This is a genomic window from Pseudomonas sp. W5-01 (genome assembly GCF_046540435.1).
Taxonomy (GTDB): domain Bacteria; phylum Pseudomonadota; class Gammaproteobacteria; order Pseudomonadales; family Pseudomonadaceae; genus Aquipseudomonas; species Aquipseudomonas graminis_B.
The window spans coordinates 590385-606816 of the sequence record NZ_JAXCIP010000004.1; the positions used below are offsets into that span (position 1 = coordinate 590385).

Below are 16432 nucleotides of genomic sequence, written 5' to 3' on the forward strand. Positions count from 1 at the left end.
TCTTTCAGGCACGAATGTTCACCAATGAGCGCTCGCGAGGACGCTTTGCATGTTCCTCCAGTGCCATCAGCACAGAAACCGCGGTCTTCAGATCCACCACGGCGCCTCTCCCCATTTCATTGCCTTGCTTGATAGAGTCCTGCAGTCGGTCGAATTGCTGGCTGAAGAACTCATACGCATTGACCTCCTTATCCATATTAATCTCGTTTCCCAGCGCATCGAACTCGACATTGATGCTAGACATAGAGCCAATAAGGTCCCCATCAATAATTCCCTGCTCGGCCAGTAAAACGCCGATTTCCATCAGTTGCCTGTTACTGGTCTTGCGCGGATCAAATCCAGCCAGATTGATGTTCAAGCCCTCCAGCTTTTTAACATCAGGAATGCTCTTGTCCGCCCAGTACTGACGTACTTTCTGCTTCACCGCTTCCTCTTGAGGGTTGAGGCCGGAGCGCACGTTAAATTGCTTGTCCGGGACAGCGCTGTATACCCTCAGCCGCTCTTGCACCTTACTCAAATTGCCAATCATAAAACCTCCTGAAAATCGGTTGATCCTCAGGCATGTCGGGCGACTGGGGGCGGGGTTTAGGCTGAAAAAGTGAAGACGGAATCATTGCCTCATTCAGAGACCGTTCCTACGTCGCGGCAAATAACCTTCCTACAAAAACGGCCAGTTCGATCGCCGAACTGGCCGCTTATTGATCAAAGCCTGATCAGGCAAATCTCTGCAGATTGGCCATCATTTCCTTGAGCGCTTCGACGTTGTCAGCAGGATGCACCGCATCGCTGAAGCCACTGATGGTTTGCCATTGCGCCGCGACGTCTTCCGGCGAAAAGCCTGCGTGCGGGTCGAATCCGGCGCCCAGGCTGCGCTCCCAGCGGACCTTGCCGATCCAGCCGCCGCCTACTTCATACAGGCCGGCGCTGTCCTGACACTGCTCGCTGCCCAGGTACACCACGAGTGGGCTGACCAGTTCAGGCTTGAGCAGCTCGAACACGCTGGCTGGGATCAGGCCTTCGGTTCATGCGTGTGCCGCCGGTGGGGGCGATGGCGTTGACGAGGATGTTGTTCTTGCGCCCTTCAACCGCGAGCGTGCGCGTCAAACCATATAGGCCGAGCTTGGCCATGCCGTAGTTGGCCTGACCGAAGTTGCCGTAAATGCCGGAAGTGGACGAGGTGAAGATGATGCGGCCGTAGCCCTGATCCCGGAGATGGGGCCAAGCTGCGCGGGTGACTTTGTAGGCGCCTTCGACGTGGACGCGGTAAACCAGGTCCCAGTCGGCGTCTTCCATTTTGGCGAAGCTTTTGTCGCGCAGAATACCGGCGTTGTTGACCACGACGTCGACGCGGCCGAAGGCATCGAGAGCGTTCTGGACGATCTTGTCGCCGTCGGTGACCGAATCATGATTGGCAACCGCTTCGCCGCCCGCTTCACGGATTTCCGCGACTACCCGATCCGCCGCCGAGGCATTGGCCCCTTCGCCATGGGCCGAACCGCCGAGGTCGTTGACGATCACCCGCGCGCCGTGTTTCGCGAACAACAATGCGTGGGCTCTTCCCAACCCGCCGCCCGCACCGGTGACGATTACCACTTTGTCTTCGAAACGTACGGACTCGCTCATGCTGCTCTCCACGATGATGAAGCCGGCGCTGCGCCCACGGCCCCTGACTCATCAGGAGCCATGAAGGGCAGCAGACGCGGGCGTGATGGTCATCGAGTGTCAACGACTCGGCGCCGGGTCACAATCAACAGGGGACACGCTGAATGGTGGTCGATAACGCCGGGGGATGGCTCTGTCATGCCTCGGCGGAGACGGGGCATGGCTCTGTCATGCCTCGGCGGAGACGGGGCATGGGCGCGCCATTCAGCTATTCAGCTATCAAGCCGGCCAATGAACTCCGCCAGCCACGGCTCGGCATCGCTTTCCGGGGTCACGGTTTCGCTGGCATCGAGTCGCAGCATTTCCTGCACCTCGCGGATCCCCAGTTCGCCGAACAGCTCGCGCATCAACTCGCCGCCTGCACAAAACGTGTCGCCATAACTCGCGTCGCCCAGGGCGATGACGCCGCCAGGCAGCCCTCGCCATCCAGCAGGCAGTACGTCACGGATCTGGTGATAGAGCGGCTGAATGTTGTCCGGCAGCTCGCCCATTCCGGTGGTGGAGCTCACTGCCAGCAGAGCCTGGGGTGCAAAGGCCTGCAGATCGGCAAGGGCAGCGCGCGGATTGAACAGCACCTCGTGCCCTGCATCCTTGATGATCTGTTGGGCGTGGCGAGCGACCTCTTCAGCCGAGCCATACACCGAGCCCGCAATAATCGCGACTTTCATGGGTTAATCCTGTGACGGGTAAAATCGTGCGGCATTATGCCCCAGCGCGGCGCGATGATGCCTGATAGGAGCGCCAGGTGATCAGAGCACCGCTGATGCAAATGGTTTTCAACGATGTCGGTCATCTCCTGTCCTATACTCTCAAGCAGTTCACGTTCAGATCGTCGCCGCTGATCCACAGCACGCCGAGTGAAAAGCCTCAAGTTAAGTGATCAACGGGCACACGCTCGGCTAGAGATGAAAATCCTGAAAGAGTAACATCCTGCAACTGACGAACGGTCGCAACCAACATGCGAACCATCTGTCTGCTCTCTCAATAACCGGTTAATCGAGCTTGGCCATGCAGCGCGACAATATCCTCACGCCGGATGAACTGGAGTTTATCCAGAACATGCAGCACAACCCCACGCTGAATTTGCGAGACAAATCCAGCAGTCTGGTGGTTAACGGCGGCGTGCAGATTCAAGATCTGCTGACCCGTCTCGCTGCCCATGAGCAAGTCACGATTCAGGCCCAGTTTGATAATCAGCAAATGACCTTCCCGCTGCATCTTGTCGAAGACGAGTTTCACGCGCTGCATCTGGAGCTGGGTGCGCCAAGCATCTTCGAGGAAGGCCCGCGCATTCGCCCATGGCGTCTGATCCTGCCTGAGCCGATTCCGCTGGAGACCGCAAAGGGCTCGCTCACCGCACTCTGGGTTCATGAAATCTCGTTCAAAGGCATCCTGCTGGAGATGCGCAAGCAGACCAAACCGCCGAAGTCATTCGCCGCGTGGTTCACGCCTCAGGGCTATGCGCCCATCGCCTTGCGTGGCAACTTCGAACGCCTGAACCATCATGGTCTTGCGGCGTATCGGTTGAGCCAGAACAGTAAAGAAGACACTGAACGTCTGCGTCAGTACATCCTTCAGGAACACCGCAAGATTCACCCCTCGATGCACCTCTAGGATTGCCTGATCAGGCGATCCCTCCCGGCACCCTCTTCCGTCCGACAAACACCTCTGGCTTTATCGCAGGTTTCAGGAATAATCCTTGCTTGCTTTTCCCAGTGAAGCTGACGCATCGCCACCACCCCGGCGACCTGTCATGTGATTTCCCTACCCGGGAAGTTCACTTGTTTATCGGAGATACACAATGTCTACCTCACCCGTCACGCTGATGGTTGCCCGTCGCGTCGCCCATGGCCGCTATCAAGAGCTTATTGCCTGGCTGCATGAAGGCGAACAACTCGCTACAGACTTCCCCGGCTATCTAGGGTCAGGTGTGCTCGCTCCTCCGCCCGGGGATGACGAATTCCAGATTATTTTCCGCTTCGCCGATGAAGCCACCATGCACGCCTGGGAGCATTCTGCCTCCCGACGCTCCTGGTTGGTGCGCGGCAGTGGTTTGTTTGCCAAGAATTCTGTGCACCGGGTGAGCGGTATCGATGGCTGGTTCGGCGCCGCTGGTCAGCGTCCGCCGCGCTGGAAGCAAGCCGTTGCCATCTGGCTGGCGTTCTTTCCGGTGTCGCTGATCTTCAACTTTGTGCTGGGGCCACTGCTCGGTCAGCTGGAGCTATTCCCGCGCATCATGATCAGCACGTTGATCCTCACGCCGCTGATGGTGTTCTGGTTCATTCCGCTCTCGACCCATCTTCTGGCGGGGTGGCTGCACAGCAACGTGCCTGCTCAGGTCAGCGGAACAGAGCCGGCATCTACCCGATAGCGCTCAGCGACAAACGCTTTCCCGATCTGGACGCCGCCGACCTGCGATGCAGTGGCCCGGCGTGGCGCCGCTTCAAAAACATGTACAGCCCTGTCGGTGTTGTACAAGAACCGACCGTTGGGGTAACTTTGCCCCACGGTCGTTTTCGATGGTGCACGCGAGCATCCACTGTTCGCCATTCAGCACCGACTCGCCCGACCTCTCTCCCCCGTTGATGAATGCGTGACGACCATGGCCTGCTCCCCTGCCCCTGTCTTGATCACTGGCGCCAGCCAGCGCGTCGGCCTGCATTGCGCCGAGCGTCTGTTGGCGGAAGGCCAGCCGGTGATCATCACCTACCGCAGTGAGCGGCCGGGCGTGCAACGCTTGAAGGCGCTGGGCGCGGTGATACTTCAGGCTGATTTTTCGTCGGAGACGAGCGTGCTGGACTTCATCGCCCGGCTCAAAGAGCAGACCGACAGCCTGAGGGCCATCGTGCACAACGCGTCCGACTGGCTGGCCGAAACGCCGGGGGACGAGGCGGATGTTTTCATGCAAATGTTCAACGTCCACATGCTGACGCCTTATCTCATCAATCTGCACTGCGCCGAGCTGTTGCGGCGCTCGGAGACGGCCGACATTATTCACATCAGCGACGATGTTACCCGCAAGGGCAGCAGCAAGCACATCGCTTACAGCGCCAGCAAGGCGGGGCTGGAAAACCTGACCCTGTCCTTCGCAGCCCGATACGCGCCCCATATCAAGGTCAACGGCATTGCCCCGGCCATGCTGATGTTTCAACCCGACGACGATGCGGCATACCGCGCGCGCACGCTGGAAAAATCGGCACTGGGGATCGAACCCGGCGCCGAGGTGATTTACCAGAGCCTGCGCTATCTGCTGGATAACCCCTACGTCACCGGCACCACTCTGACCGTAAACGGCGGACGGCACGTCAAGTAAGCCGCCCCGAGGAACCATTGATGACCCTGTCACTGCCACAGCATTACCGTGAAATCCTCGTCGGACTGGGTGAAGATCCTGAACGAGAAGGCCTGCTGGATACGCCCAAGCGCGCGGCCAAAGCCATGCAGTACCTGTGTCATGGCTACGAGCAGACACTGGAAGAGATCGTCAACGGCGCGTTGTTTGCCTCCGCGAGCGACGAGATGGTGATCGTCAAAGACATCGAACTGTATTCGCTGTGCGAGCATCACCTGCTGCCCTTCATTGGCAAGGCCCACGTCGCGTATATCCCCACCGGGAAAGTCCTTGGCCTGTCGAAAATCGCGCGCATCGTCGATATGTTCGCGCGGCGCCTGCAGATTCAGGAAAACCTCACGCGGCAGATCGCCGATGCGATTCAAGACGTGACCAAGGCCGCAGGCGTGGCCGTGGTGATCGAGGCTCAGCACATGTGCATGATGATGCGCGGCGTTGAAAAACAGAACTCGACCATGAACACCTCGGTGATGCTCGGCGCCTTCCGCGAGTCGACCACGACCCGCATGGAATTTCTGCAATTGATCGGACGGAGCAAGTAGTCCATGGCAAGACTCGAACCCGGCACCGCACGCATCAGGGTCAAAGACCTGTGCCTGCGTACTTTTATCGGCATCAACGAAGCCGAAATTCTCAACAAGCAGGACGTGTTGATCAACCTGACGATCCTGTACGCGGCGCAGGAAGCGGTGCGCGACAACGACATTGATCACGCGCTGAACTACCGGACCATCACCAAGGCCATCATCCAGCACGTGGAAAGCAACCGCTTTGCACTGCTTGAGCGCCTGACCCAGGAAGTGCTCGACCTGGTGATGACCCATGAGGCGGTGCAATACGCCGAAGTCGAAGTGGACAAGCCCCACGCGCTGCGTTTCGCCGAGTCGGTGTCGATCACTCTGGCGGCAGCCCGCTGAGTCCTTCGCTCGCCGGTGAAGGCCCACGCTTGCCCGGCCTGCCTGCCACTCTTATCATCCGCCCATCTTTACTTCCCACAGAGCACACCATGACCGAGCAACAACGTCTTGAACTCGAAGCCGCCGCTTTCCGCCGTCTGGTTGCGCACCTGGACAGCCGCAAGGACGTGCAGAACATCGACCTGATGAACCTCGCCGGTTTCTGTCGCAACTGTCTGTCCAAGTGGTACAAGGCCGAGGCCGACGAGAAGCACATCGACATCACGCTCGATGACGCCCGCGAAGTGGTTTACGGCATGCCGTACAGCGAGTGGAAATCCACGTACCAGAAAGAAGCCAGCACCGAGCAGCAAGCTGCGTTCGCCAAGGAACCCAAGCATGACTGACCTGCCCGGCCTGCGCGCCAGCCTCGCCAGCGGCAATCATCTGTTCGCAGACACCCTGGCCTTCATCGCCGCGCATTACGACTATCAGCCTCAGGCGTTCAGCAACGGCCCGGTGGAAAACGCCGCTGGCCAGAACGAAGGTTCGTGCAAGACCCTCGGCCTGGCGCTGCTGGAAGGCCTGAGCGATGAAGAAGCACTTCTGGCTTTTGGCGAGCACTACCGTTCTGTGCTCGATACACCGGACGGTTCCGACCACGGCAATATCCGCGCGCTGATTGCCAACGGGCTGGCCGGTGTGAAGTTCTCGGCCGAGCCGCTCAAGCCCAAGGCCTGACCGCGCACTCGACGCTGATGGGGCCGTCTGCCCGACATAAAAAAACCGGCTCAATGAGCCGGTTTTTTTGCAACTGGAGGTCAGGTCAGAACGACACGTTCGCCAGGCCGTCCAGGTAGCGCTCGACGTCCAGTGCCGCCATGCAGCCTGCGCCAGCCGAGGTGATTGCCTGACGGTAAACATGATCCGCCACGTCGCCGGCCGCGAAAACACCGTCAACGCTGGTGGCTGTCGCATTACCTTCGCGACCGCCTTGAACGACCATGTAGCCGTCTTTCAACGCCAACTGACCGTCAAACAAGCTGGTATTCGGCGTATGGCCGATGGCGATGAATACGCCGTCGACGGTCACTTCGGAATGGGTGCCGTCATTGTTCTTCAAGCGCGCACCGGTCACGCCCATGTTGTCGCCCAGCACTTCGTCCAAAGTGGCGTTGAGTTTGAGCTCGATCTTGCCCTCGGCAACACGTGCATGCAGTTTGTCGATCAGGATCTTCTCGGCGCGGAAGGTATCGCGACGGTGAACCAGGGTGACCTTGCTGGCGATGTTGGCCAAGTACAGGGCTTCCTCGACGGCCGTGTTGCCGCCGCCGACCACGGCGACCGGCTTGTTGCGATAGAAGAAACCATCGCAGGTCGCGCAGGCCGACACACCTTTGCCCATGAACGCTTCTTCGGACGGCAGACCCAGATAACGGGCGCTGGCGCCGGTGGCGATGATCAGCGCGTCGCAGGTGTAAGTGGCGTTGTCCCCTTTCAGGCTGAACGGTTTGCCCGCCAGATCCACTGCATTGATGTGATCGAACACAATCTCGGTCTCGAAACGCTCGGCGTGTTCACGCATACGCTCCATCAAGGCCGGGCCGGTCAGGCCATGGGGGTCGCCCGGCCAGTTGTCGACTTCGGTGGTGGTGGTCAATTGACCGCCCGCCTGCATCCCGGTGATCAGCAACGGCTTGAGGTTGGCGCGCGCGGCATAGACTGCAGCGCTGTAGCCGGCAGGGCCGGAGCCAAGAATAATCACTCGCGAATGACGTACATCAGACATGACACACTCCTATTGACCGGCCATCGTTACGCGTGGTCGGAGTCACTGGGTCTGAACCGGCGTACCGGTTGAGAGGGTTGGGACTGACGGGGCCTGTGGCTACACGGGGCGCCCGCCGATCCTGAAAACGAGAAGCTGCCACTCGGGACACAGCAGCGGTAAAAGTTGGCCGCAAGCTTATCGGGGCGGAGAAGATTAAGGAAATATCGTTTCACAATCCAGCTCATAGGCCAGCCCTATGTGCGTCCTCCGCTTTGCACATGCAGTCCTGCATAGACTTTATCGCTGCACGATTGTTTCAGCGAATGTCGCACCTGCAGCGGCGCTTCCGCCCCCGTCGCAAAGCCGGTAAGGTCGGCGCGATATCACTGCCTGGAGGCACACATGCCTGCACCCGTCCTGTCTGGCCCTCAATACCTGCGCGAAGGCCTGAAACTGGTCCTTAGTCCTGGCCTGCGCCTGTTCGTCCTGCTGCCGCTGGCGATCAATCTGGTGCTGTTCAGCGCCATGATCTACTTCGCCGGCCACGAATTCAGGCTCTGGGTTGACTCCTTCATGCCGACCCTCCCCGGCTGGCTCAGCTTTCTCAACTACATACTGTGGCCTTTGTTCGTGGTGCTTGTGGCGCTGATGGTGTTCTTCACCTTCACCATGATCGCCAACATCATCGCCGCGCCGTTCAATGGATTTCTCGCCGAGAAGGTGGAAGTGGTGTTGCGCGGGACGGACGATTTTCCTGCCTTCAGCTGGGGTGAGCTGGTGGAAATGGTGCCGCGCACCCTGAGCCGGGAAATGCGCAAACTGGGCTACTTCCTGCCCCGCGCCATTGGCCTGTTCATCCTTTCGTGGATCCCCGTGGTGAACCTTGTCGCCGCGCCGCTGTGGCTGATGTTCGGCGTGTGGATGATGGCTATCCAATACATCGACTACCCCGCCGATAACCACAAAATGAGCTGGCAAGACATGCTCGCCTGGCTGCGTGCCAAACGGTGGCAAAGCATGAGTTTCGGTGGGATTGTTTATCTGGTGCTGCTGATACCGGTGGTCAACATCCTGATGATGCCGGCGGCGGTGGCCGGGGCGACGTTGTTCTGGGTGAGGGAGCGTGGTGCGGAGACGCTGGCGGAGCGCATCCACTGATGCAGAGAAAAGGCCTCGATTGAGGCCTTTTTTGCGTGAGACGCAGGGGTTCTATCAGTGTAGCCACTCGCTTATCCGGCTAAAGGCCACGGCTGGAAAAATACATTCTGATAGCTTCAATCATGACAACGATGATTATCACAACGACCCAGCACATTAAGCCCAGCATCGCCCATACACCTTCACCGAAGGTAGAACCACACTTGCAGTTACCCTCGGCGTCGCGGTTCAGCTGGTTAATGAACGACTGCACTCTGAGCATGATCAGGAACTGTGCGAACGTCGAAATGACGGATATCCCTAGCGGGATAAGCCCAAGGCCTGCCGAAGCGACGCCTTTCGGACCTGTTGCGATGTTGTGGACGAACACAACAAGTGACGGGGCGAGTGCCAGAAGAATCATACCTGCCGCAAGCGTGCCCCAATAAGGCATCCCCCGCTGCCCTTTCTCTTTCAGCAAAGCGTCAACCTTGCCAAACATGAACGGCATATAAATCAGTCCGAAAATGGCGCGCGGGACCGGCCAGATCGGTTTCGCCGAATACGCTTTGTACCGCGACCAGTTTTTGTAATACCAGTAGAGCCCATACAACCCGCAAGTGATGAACATCATCACCGTTAGCTTGACCAGCGACACGGTATAAAACGGCGGGCCGCTTGTAGGCAAAGCCGTCAAATCGGCAGCAGGTGGCGCGTTGAATTGCTCGGACACAGTGTTTCCTCCAGAAGTGAGGCGACGCATGCTAAAGGCGGAAACACTCTTTTAATCAACCTTGAGAAAATCAGGACGATTCCTACGACAGTATTCGCCACGTCCCACAGCCTTCCTGTTTAACCATGGGCATGCCCACTCCGGGAGAGCATTTGCCGCCGCGTTCGATCGCCCGGCGTGTTCATCAGCAGGAGTTATATGCCCATGGATTCAACCCCACTGAACACCCTGATCAAAACCACTGTCAGTCCTGCGTCCTTTGTAATGGACCGACAGAAGAAGCCGGAACCCCATGCCCCTGCGTTCATGCAGGCACTGGCGCAGGCGACTCAGCCGTTCGTTTCGAACACCCTCAAAGCTGAATCCGCGAACCTTGCCAGGCCCGCAGAACCCCGTTCGCACCTGCAACTGACCAGCCTGAACCCGGTGCAGACCCATTACGTGCCAGAACCGGCTGCCCTTGAACGCACCGGCGAGTCGAGGCTTGTGCCCTTCGCTGTTGGTGGCTGACGCGTCCCGTGTCACCGCAGTCTTATTCGAACCTGACCGGGTCGTATGTCGCTCTTAAATCGGTCAGGTTCGAGTGATGCCAATTTCAAATCCCGGCCAGTCATTTGCAGTCACAATTCCATCACCGAACCGCCACACAAGCGCAACGACTCCCTCAGAAACTGATGTCATGAGTAAATCCCTGCGCATTACCCTGATCACCGAAACCTATGCCCCGGAAATAAACGGCGTGGCCAACACGCTCAGCCGTTTGTGCGACGGTCTGCGCCTGCGGGGGCATCGGGTTGAGGTGATTCGGCCACGGCAAAGCGAGGACGAGCTGCGCGCGGCCGGGGAGGATTTGATGTTGTGCCGTGGCTGGCCGATTCCGGGGTATCCCGGGTTGCAGTGGGGGCAGTCGTCGATGCACAAACTCCTGCGTCGATGGCAGCGCAATCGTCCGGACGTGCTGTATATCGCCACGGAAGGCCCGTTGGGGCTGTCGGCGCTGCGTGCCGCACGGCGACTGGGGATTGCCATCGTCAGCGGTTTTCACACCAACTTCCAGCAATACACCCGGCAGTACGGGCTGAGCTTCGTCACGCGCCTGCTGACGACCTACCTGCGCTGGTTTCACAACCGCTCCAACGCCACCCTGGTGCCCAGTTTCACGCAGAAAACCGAACTCGAACGCCGAGGCTTCGAGCGATTGGAGTTGCTGTCCCGGGGCGTTGATTGCCAGTTGTTTCACCCGTCGAAGCGTTCGAGTGCGCTACGTGAAAGCTGGGGCCTTGAACCGGGTGATACGGCAGTCCTGCATGTGGGACGGCTGGCGGCGGAGAAAAACCTGGGGCTGCTGAAAATCACCTTTGACGGACTGGTGAGCACCTATCCCGAGAAAAACCTGCGCCTGGTGATTGTCGGCGACGGGCCGGTCAGGCCGACGCTGCAACGTCAGCTCCCGAACGCCATCTTCTGCGGCACCCAGCGCGGTGATGCGCTGGCGGCGCACTATGCGTCGAGTGATCTGTTTCTGTTCCCGAGCCTGACTGAAACCTTCGGCAACGTCGTGCTGGAAGCGTTGGCGTCAGGGCTGGGGGTGGTCGCCTATGACGAAGCCGCAGCGGCCCAGCATATTCGCCACGGCCACAATGGCGCGGTGGCGATGCCCGGGGATGAGGAAGGGTTCATCGACGCCGCACGCTGGATGCTGGAAGATGAAGAAACCTTGCGTCGGGTCAGGCTGAATGCCCGGCAACACGCGAGTCGTCAGGGATGGGCCGGGATTATCGACTCATTCGAGACTTATTTGCGCGCTGCGAGCGAGACGCGGGATGGGGTTGTTTTGGGGGTGTGAACGGGACAGTAGCGACTCCGCGATGGGTGCAGTCAGGGACAGATTAATTTACGGTGAAGCGCTGTAAATAAATCAGTCCCTTTTCTTGCTTTTCTTGCACCTCTTTCCTTCACTAGTCCCTTTCCTTCACTCCAATCGGCCTAGGGCTTCGCGGCTGAACGGCAAGATGTCATGCTCGCGGCCTTCCTTCACTTTCATGGCCCAGTCCGGGTCGACCAGCAGCGCACGGCCGACTGCGACGAGATCGAACTCCTCGTCACCCAGACGCTTGAGCAGGTTTTCCAGGCTCGCGGGCTGAGCGACTTTGTCGGTGTTGACCATGAACTGCAGAAACTCGCCGTCCAGTCCGACACTGCCCACCGTGATGGTAGGTTTACCGGTGAGCTTGCGCGTCCATCCGGCCAGGTTCAGGTCGGAGCCTTCGAACTCAGGCTCCCAGAAACGCCGTGTCGAGCAGTGGAAAATGTCGACGCCTGCGTCGGAAAGGGGCTTGAGGAACGCGTCGAGCTCTTCCACCGTTTGCACCAGCCGTGCGCTGTAATCCTGCTGTTTCCACTGCGAGTAACGAAAGATGATCGGATAATCCGGGCCCACTGCTGCTCGTACGGCCTGGATCAGTTCGATGGCAAAGCGTGAGCGGTGCGCGAGGTCTCCGCCGTACTCGTCGGTGCGCTGATTGGTGCCTTCCCAGAAGAACTGATCGACCAGATAGCCATGGGCGCCATGGATCTCGACGCCGTCCATGCCGATGGCCTTGGCGTCTTTCGCCGCCTGGGCGAACGCCGCGATGACCTCGTCGATGTCTTGCTTGCTCATGCCATGAACGACAACGTTGCCGTCCTTGAGCTTCTCGGTCGGGCCATAGGCCGGCACCGTGCCATCCGGCTCAGTGCCCAGCCGACGCACAGCGCCCACGTGCCAGAGTTGCGGCACAATCTTGCCGCCTTCTGCATGAACCGCTTCCACCACTTTGCGCCACCCCTCCAGCGCCGCGTCGCCGAAGAACTGCGGCACGTTGGGGTGGCCATTTGAAGCCTTGTGCCCGACCGTGGTGCCTTCGGTGATGATCAAACCAACGCCCGCAGACGCACGACGACGGTAGTACTCGATGACGTTGGAATTGGGTACGCCGCCGGGTGAAAACGAGCGGGTCATCGGCGCCATGACGATGCGCGTCGGCAACTCGAGGCTGCCCATATGGAAGGGTTTGAACAAGGCTTGAGCAGGCATGCAGGCGTCCTCGGCATTCTGGAAATATGATGAAGGTCATACAGAATGAGCCGAAGCGCAGGGGATACGAAGCACTATTGACTGGAGTGATTAAGGCTCAGAAGAAGCGCAGCAAAGCGAAATACTAGGGCAGCGCCTTCTCGATCGCGCTCACCACCTTGGCGTCATCCGGAAGCGTACTTGGGGAGAAGCGTGCCAGAACGCGGCCATCCTTGCCGACGAGAAACTTCTCGAAATTCCAAGTGATGTCCCCGGGAAACTCGGCGCCTTCGCCTGCGAGCATCTGGTACAGCCGATGCCGGTGCGGTCCGTTGACGTCGAGCTTGTCGCCCAGCGGAAAGGTCACGCCGTAGTTCAGCGAACAGAACGCCTGAATCTCTTCCTGGGTGCCGGGCTCCTGACCAGCGAACTGATTGCACGGCAACCCGAGAACGCTGAAGCCTTGATCCTTGTACTTCTGGTACAGGGTTTCCAGCCCGGCGTATTGAGGCGTCAGGCCACATTTTGACGCGACGTTGACCACCAGAACCACTTTGCCCTTGAGCGGCGCGAGGGGTAGCTCCTGGCCATCCAGAGCCTTCAATTTCAGCTCGTGAAATACACTCATGACGACTCCCCTAGAAACCCTTGGCCGAAAAAGGCGCCCTGTCAGACTGCAAAAACAAATGTTTTCACAAGACCGCGAGGACGCCTGGCCAGCTCACTCAGCTTAGCAGGACAATCAGTGGTGATGACCACCTTCGCCGTGCACGTGACCGTGGGCCACTTCTTCTTCGCTGGCATCGCGGATGTCGACGATCTTCACATCGAAGTTCAAGCGCTGACCGGCCAGTGGGTGGTTGCCGTCGACGGTGACGTCGTCGCCGTCCAGATCACGGATGGTCACGATCTGCATCTGGCCGTCCGGAGCGGAGGCATGGAACTGCATGCCGACTTCCAGTTCGTCGACACCTTCGAACATGCTGCGGTTCAGGGTGCTGACCAGTTCGGCGGAGTATTCGCCGTACGCATCTTCAGGCTCGATGGCCACTTTCAGTTCGTCGCCGACTTCCTTGCCATCCAGTGCCTTTTCCAGACCCGGGATGATATTGCCTGCACCTTGCAGGTAAACCAGCGGCGCGCCGCCGGCAGAACTGTCGATGACCTCACCAGCGTCATTGGTCAGGGTATAGTCGATGGAGACAGCCTTGTTGGCGGCGATCGGCATGGGGCGAGACCTTTTGCAAATAGATATGAGCGGCCAAGTCTAACCAAGCAGTCGCGCGAAAGCGAACGCAACTCAGACGGACGGCCCCGATTGGAATCCCCTAAAGCTCCCTCCCCCCACTCAATCATTACCGGCTTTGTTCAGGACGAGGACGGTCATTGGGTGGTTGAACTGTCCTGCGGTCACACCCAGCATTTGCGCCACGACCCGCCTTGGCAATCCCGGTCCTGGGTGCTTGATCCGGCGCAGCGCCAGGCAACAATCGGCCAGTCCTTTCACTGCGGCTGGTGCGCGTCGGGGTCAGATAACGATAACCTTGGCCCCCCTTGAGACGCTGCGACTGAACAGCGTCCTGGTTTATCCGGTCCGATGGCTGAATTCATAGCGCCATGACCCTTGCACTGCTCATTTTCGAGAAGCCCGCATGCAGACTTTCTTTATCGCGCCCACAGATTTTGGTGTGGGCCTGACGTCCATCAGCCTGGGGCTGGTGCGCACCCTGGAGCGTGCCGGGCTCAAGGTTGGTTTTTTCAAGCCGATCGCTCAGCCTCATCCCGGGGACGTGGGCCCCGAACGCTCGACTGAACTGATCGCCCGCACCCACGGCCTCAAGCCGCCCAAGCCATTGGGGTTGAGCCACGTCGAGCGCATGCTCGGCGAAGGCCAGCTCGACGAGCTGCTGGAAGAAATCATCCAGCTGTATCAAGAGGCCTCGATTGGCCGCGACGTGCTGATCGTAGAAGGCATGGTCCCGACACGCAGCGCCAGCTACGCGGCGCGGGTCAACCTGCACATGGCCAAGGCGCTGGACGCGGAAGTCATTCTCGTATCGGCCCCGGAAAACGAAGTGCTGACCGAGCTTTCCGGCCGCGTGGAGCTGCAGGCGCAGATGTTCGGCGGCCCGAAAGATCCGAAGGTGCTCGGTGTGATCCTCAACAAGGTCCGCACCGACGAGAGCATGGAAGCCTTCTCGGCACGGCTCAAGGAGCACTCGCCACTGCTGCGCAGCGGTGATTTCCGCCTGCTCGGCTGCATTCCGTTTCAGGCAGACCTGAACGCACCGCGCACCCGTGACGTCGCCGACCTGCTCGGTGCGCAAGTGATCAACGCCGGCGATTACGAACAGCGGCGCATGTCGAAGATCATCATCTGCGCCCGCACGGTGCTCAACACGCTGCAACTGCTCAAGCCGGGCGTGCTGGTGGTCACACCGGGGGATCGTGATGACATCATTCTGGCCGTGAGCCTGGCGACGCTGAACGGCGTGCCGTTGGCCGGACTGCTGCTGACCAGCGACACCCTGCCCGATCCGCGCATCATGGACCTGTGCCGAGGCGCACTGCAGGCCGGGTTGCCGGTCCTGTCGGTGAGCACCGGTTCCTACGAGACCGCGACGCAGCTCAATCAGCTGAACAAGGAAATCCCCATCGATGACCGCGAACGCGCCGAGATCATCACCGATTTCGTCGCCAGCCACCTCGATGCCAACTGGCTGCATCAGCGCTGCGGCACGCCGCGTGAGATGCGCCTGTCGCCCGCAGTGTTCCGCTATCAACTGATCCAGCGCGCCCAGGCAGCAAACAAACGTATTGTGCTGCCCGAAGGCGCAGAGCCATTGACCGTGCAAGCGGCGGCCATTTGTCAGGCCCGCGGCATTGCCCGCTGCGTGCTGCTGGCCAAGCCCGAAGAAGTGAACGCCGTCGCGCGAGCCCATGGCATCGAACTGCCGCCGGGGTTGGAGATTCTCGATCCGGATCAGATCCGCGAGCGCTATGTCGGGCCGATGGTGGATCTGCGCCGCAGCAAAAACCTCAATGCGCCGATGGCCGAGCAGCAACTGGAGGATCCGGTGGTGATCGGCACCATGATGCTGGCCCTCGACGAAGTAGACGGGCTGGTGTCGGGGGTGATCCATTCGACCGCCAACACCATTCGGCCTGCCTTGCAGCTGATCAAGACGGCGCCAGGCTGCACCCTCGTTTCATCGGTGTTTTTCATGCTGTTTCCGGAGCAGGTGCTGGTGTACGGCGACTGCATCATGAACCCGCACCCGACCGCCACCGAGCTGGCGGAGATCGCCGTGCAGAGCGCGGATTCGGCCGTGGCGTTCGGCCTGTCACCGCGGGTGGCGATGATCAGCTACTCCAGCGGCAATTCCGCCAGCGGCGAAGAAGTGGAAAAGGTACGAGAGGCCACGCAACTGGCGCGCGAGACCCAGCGTGGTTTGTTGATCGACGGGCCTTTGCAATACGATGCCGCCGCCAACGAGCACGTCGCTCGGCAACTGGCGCCGGACAGCCCGGTGGCGGGTCGCGCCAATGTATTCGTGTTTCCGGACCTGAACACCGGCAACACGACGTACAAAGCGGTGCAGCGCAGTGCGGATTGCGTAAGCCTCGGCCCGATGCTGCAAGGCCTGCGCAAGCCGGTCAATGATCTGCCGCGCGGCGCTCAGGTCGACGACATCGTCTATACCATTGCACTGACGGCGATTCAGGCGGCCACGTTGCCGCAATAACATTGCGCTGCAATATCGCTTGCCCACAATAACCCCGCCGGGACCCACCGGCGGCCGACTGCCCCCCCGGAGTTCGATTC

General features: G+C 59.7%; 18 protein-coding genes and 2 pseudogenes. 12 read left to right on the forward strand and 8 right to left on the reverse strand.

Features of this window, described 5'->3' with window-relative positions:
* Positions 1 to 4: 4 nt before the first annotated feature.
* The 3 genes and pseudogenes from SLW75_RS16150 to SLW75_RS16160 all read right to left on the reverse strand — a co-directional run bounded on the left by SLW75_RS16150 (position 5) and on the right by SLW75_RS16160 (position 2330).
* Positions 5 to 529 (reverse strand): hypothetical protein, encoded by a 525-nt coding sequence (locus SLW75_RS16150; RefSeq protein WP_410934915.1) that lies wholly within the window; start codon positions 527 to 529, stop codon positions 5 to 7.
* A gap of 184 nt (positions 530 to 713) precedes the next feature.
* Positions 714 to 1623: pseudogene (locus SLW75_RS16155) on the reverse strand (SDR family oxidoreductase).
* Positions 1624 to 1874: 251 nt separating this feature from the next.
* Positions 1875 to 2330, reverse strand: coding sequence for a flavodoxin (locus SLW75_RS16160; protein ID WP_192132606.1), 456 nt, complete (start codon positions 2328 to 2330; stop codon positions 1875 to 1877).
* Positions 2331 to 2670: 340 nt separating this feature from the next.
* Between SLW75_RS16160 and SLW75_RS16165 the strand changes: the two genes are divergently transcribed.
* From SLW75_RS16165 to SLW75_RS16195, 7 genes are all read left to right on the forward strand, one after another.
* Positions 2671 to 3276, forward strand: a complete 606-nt coding sequence (locus tag SLW75_RS16165) for a hypothetical protein (protein ID WP_065991868.1) — start codon at positions 2671 to 2673, stop codon at positions 3274 to 3276.
* A 187-nt stretch (positions 3277 to 3463) separates the two neighbouring features.
* Entirely contained in the window at positions 3464 to 4033 is a 570-nt protein-coding gene (locus SLW75_RS16170; RefSeq protein ID WP_065991866.1) for an antibiotic biosynthesis monooxygenase, read from the forward strand.
* 231 nt (positions 4034 to 4264) lie between these two features.
* On the forward strand, positions 4265 to 4975 hold the full coding sequence (folM, locus tag SLW75_RS16175; protein WP_065991864.1) for a dihydromonapterin reductase: 711 nt from the start codon (positions 4265 to 4267) through the stop codon (positions 4973 to 4975).
* Between the two features lie 20 nt (positions 4976 to 4995).
* Positions 4996 to 5556, forward strand: a complete 561-nt coding sequence (folE, locus tag SLW75_RS16180; protein WP_410934916.1) for a GTP cyclohydrolase I FolE — start codon at positions 4996 to 4998, stop codon at positions 5554 to 5556.
* Between the two features lie 3 nt (positions 5557 to 5559).
* Complete coding sequence (gene folX / locus SLW75_RS16185) at positions 5560 to 5931, forward strand: dihydroneopterin triphosphate 2'-epimerase (protein ID WP_065991860.1); 372 nt, start codon at positions 5560 to 5562, stop codon at positions 5929 to 5931.
* A gap of 89 nt (positions 5932 to 6020) precedes the next feature.
* Positions 6021 to 6317: a DUF1244 domain-containing protein gene (locus SLW75_RS16190; protein ID WP_065991857.1), complete on the forward strand. Its 297-nt coding sequence runs from the start codon at positions 6021 to 6023 to the stop codon at positions 6315 to 6317.
* Positions 6310 to 6651 (forward strand): HopJ type III effector protein, encoded by a 342-nt coding sequence (locus tag SLW75_RS16195; protein ID WP_065991855.1) that lies wholly within the window; start codon positions 6310 to 6312, stop codon positions 6649 to 6651. The genes SLW75_RS16190 and SLW75_RS16195 overlap by 8 nt, the downstream gene beginning before the upstream one ends.
* Before the next feature lie 85 nt (positions 6652 to 6736).
* Here the strand turns inward: SLW75_RS16195 and trxB are convergent, their stop codons facing one another.
* Positions 6737 to 7699, reverse strand: coding sequence for a thioredoxin-disulfide reductase (gene trxB, locus SLW75_RS16200; RefSeq protein WP_065991852.1), 963 nt, complete (start codon positions 7697 to 7699; stop codon positions 6737 to 6739).
* A gap of 384 nt (positions 7700 to 8083) precedes the next feature.
* Between trxB and cysZ the strand changes: the two genes are divergently transcribed.
* On the forward strand, positions 8084 to 8839 hold the full coding sequence (gene cysZ, locus SLW75_RS16205; RefSeq protein ID WP_410934917.1) for a sulfate transporter CysZ: 756 nt from the start codon (positions 8084 to 8086) through the stop codon (positions 8837 to 8839).
* Between the two features lie 79 nt (positions 8840 to 8918).
* Here cysZ and SLW75_RS16210 read toward each other — a convergent pair whose 3' ends face one another.
* A complete protein-coding gene (locus SLW75_RS16210; RefSeq protein ID WP_410934918.1) occupies positions 8919 to 9551 on the reverse strand; it encodes a hypothetical protein in 633 nt (210 codons plus the stop codon).
* Between the two features lie 204 nt (positions 9552 to 9755).
* On the opposite strand from SLW75_RS16210, the gene SLW75_RS16215 reads away from it, so the two are divergent.
* On the forward strand, positions 9756 to 10061 hold the full coding sequence (locus SLW75_RS16215; RefSeq protein WP_410934919.1) for a hypothetical protein: 306 nt from the start codon (positions 9756 to 9758) through the stop codon (positions 10059 to 10061).
* Between the two features lie 169 nt (positions 10062 to 10230).
* On the forward strand, positions 10231 to 11397 hold the full coding sequence (locus SLW75_RS16220) for a glycosyltransferase family 4 protein (RefSeq protein WP_410934920.1): 1167 nt from the start codon (positions 10231 to 10233) through the stop codon (positions 11395 to 11397).
* Positions 11398 to 11523: 126 nt separating this feature from the next.
* Here SLW75_RS16220 and SLW75_RS16225 read toward each other — a convergent pair whose 3' ends face one another.
* The 3 genes from SLW75_RS16225 to SLW75_RS16235 form a co-directional block, all read right to left on the reverse strand.
* Positions 11524 to 12627, reverse strand: coding sequence for an NADH:flavin oxidoreductase (locus SLW75_RS16225; protein ID WP_410934921.1), 1104 nt, complete (start codon positions 12625 to 12627; stop codon positions 11524 to 11526).
* Positions 12628 to 12751: 124 nt separating this feature from the next.
* Positions 12752 to 13234, reverse strand: coding sequence for a glutathione peroxidase (locus SLW75_RS16230; protein WP_065991844.1), 483 nt, complete (start codon positions 13232 to 13234; stop codon positions 12752 to 12754).
* Between the two features lie 114 nt (positions 13235 to 13348).
* Positions 13349 to 13834, reverse strand: coding sequence for a peptidylprolyl isomerase (locus SLW75_RS16235; RefSeq protein WP_065991842.1), 486 nt, complete (start codon positions 13832 to 13834; stop codon positions 13349 to 13351).
* Here SLW75_RS16235 and SLW75_RS16240 point away from each other — a divergent pair.
* Together SLW75_RS16240 and pta are read left to right on the forward strand one after the other, a co-directional pair.
* A pseudogene (locus SLW75_RS16240) lies at positions 13803 to 14164 on the forward strand (DUF3565 domain-containing protein). The gene SLW75_RS16235 and the pseudogene SLW75_RS16240 sit on opposite strands and share 32 nt — an antisense overlap.
* A 94-nt stretch (positions 14165 to 14258) precedes the next feature.
* The gene (gene pta / locus SLW75_RS16245) at positions 14259 to 16352 is read left to right on the forward strand and encodes a phosphate acetyltransferase (RefSeq protein WP_065991837.1); all 2094 of its coding nucleotides are present in this window, start codon (positions 14259 to 14261) and stop codon (positions 16350 to 16352) included.
* Positions 16353 to 16432 lie beyond the last annotated feature (80 nt).

Excerpts from the sequence above, each read along its gene's own strand:
- SLW75_RS16150 (WP_410934915.1), bottom strand. The coding sequence starts at position 529 with ATGATTGGCAATTTGAGTAAGGTGCAAGAGCGGCTGAGGGTATACAGC.
- SLW75_RS16160 (WP_192132606.1), bottom strand. The coding sequence starts at position 2,330 with ATGAAAGTCGCGATTATTGCGGGCTCGGTGTATGGCTCGGCTGAAGAG.
- SLW75_RS16165 (WP_065991868.1), top strand. The coding sequence starts at position 2,671 with ATGCAGCGCGACAATATCCTCACGCCGGATGAACTGGAGTTTATCCAG.
- SLW75_RS16170 (WP_065991866.1), top strand. The coding sequence starts at position 3,464 with ATGTCTACCTCACCCGTCACGCTGATGGTTGCCCGTCGCGTCGCCCAT.
- folM (WP_065991864.1), top strand. The coding sequence starts at position 4,265 with ATGGCCTGCTCCCCTGCCCCTGTCTTGATCACTGGCGCCAGCCAGCGC.
- folE (WP_410934916.1), top strand. The coding sequence starts at position 4,996 with ATGACCCTGTCACTGCCACAGCATTACCGTGAAATCCTCGTCGGACTG.
- folX (WP_065991860.1), top strand. The coding sequence starts at position 5,560 with ATGGCAAGACTCGAACCCGGCACCGCACGCATCAGGGTCAAAGACCTG.
- SLW75_RS16190 (WP_065991857.1), top strand. The coding sequence starts at position 6,021 with ATGACCGAGCAACAACGTCTTGAACTCGAAGCCGCCGCTTTCCGCCGT.
- SLW75_RS16195 (WP_065991855.1), top strand. The coding sequence starts at position 6,310 with ATGACTGACCTGCCCGGCCTGCGCGCCAGCCTCGCCAGCGGCAATCAT.
- trxB (WP_065991852.1), bottom strand. The coding sequence starts at position 7,699 with ATGTCTGATGTACGTCATTCGCGAGTGATTATTCTTGGCTCCGGCCCT.
- cysZ (WP_410934917.1), top strand. The coding sequence starts at position 8,084 with ATGCCTGCACCCGTCCTGTCTGGCCCTCAATACCTGCGCGAAGGCCTG.
- SLW75_RS16215 (WP_410934919.1), top strand. The coding sequence starts at position 9,756 with ATGGATTCAACCCCACTGAACACCCTGATCAAAACCACTGTCAGTCCT.
- SLW75_RS16220 (WP_410934920.1), top strand. The coding sequence starts at position 10,231 with ATGAGTAAATCCCTGCGCATTACCCTGATCACCGAAACCTATGCCCCG.
- SLW75_RS16225 (WP_410934921.1), bottom strand. The coding sequence starts at position 12,627 with ATGCCTGCTCAAGCCTTGTTCAAACCCTTCCATATGGGCAGCCTCGAG.
- SLW75_RS16230 (WP_065991844.1), bottom strand. The coding sequence starts at position 13,234 with ATGAGTGTATTTCACGAGCTGAAATTGAAGGCTCTGGATGGCCAGGAG.
- SLW75_RS16235 (WP_065991842.1), bottom strand. The coding sequence starts at position 13,834 with ATGCCGATCGCCGCCAACAAGGCTGTCTCCATCGACTATACCCTGACC.
- pta (WP_065991837.1), top strand. The coding sequence starts at position 14,259 with ATGCAGACTTTCTTTATCGCGCCCACAGATTTTGGTGTGGGCCTGACG.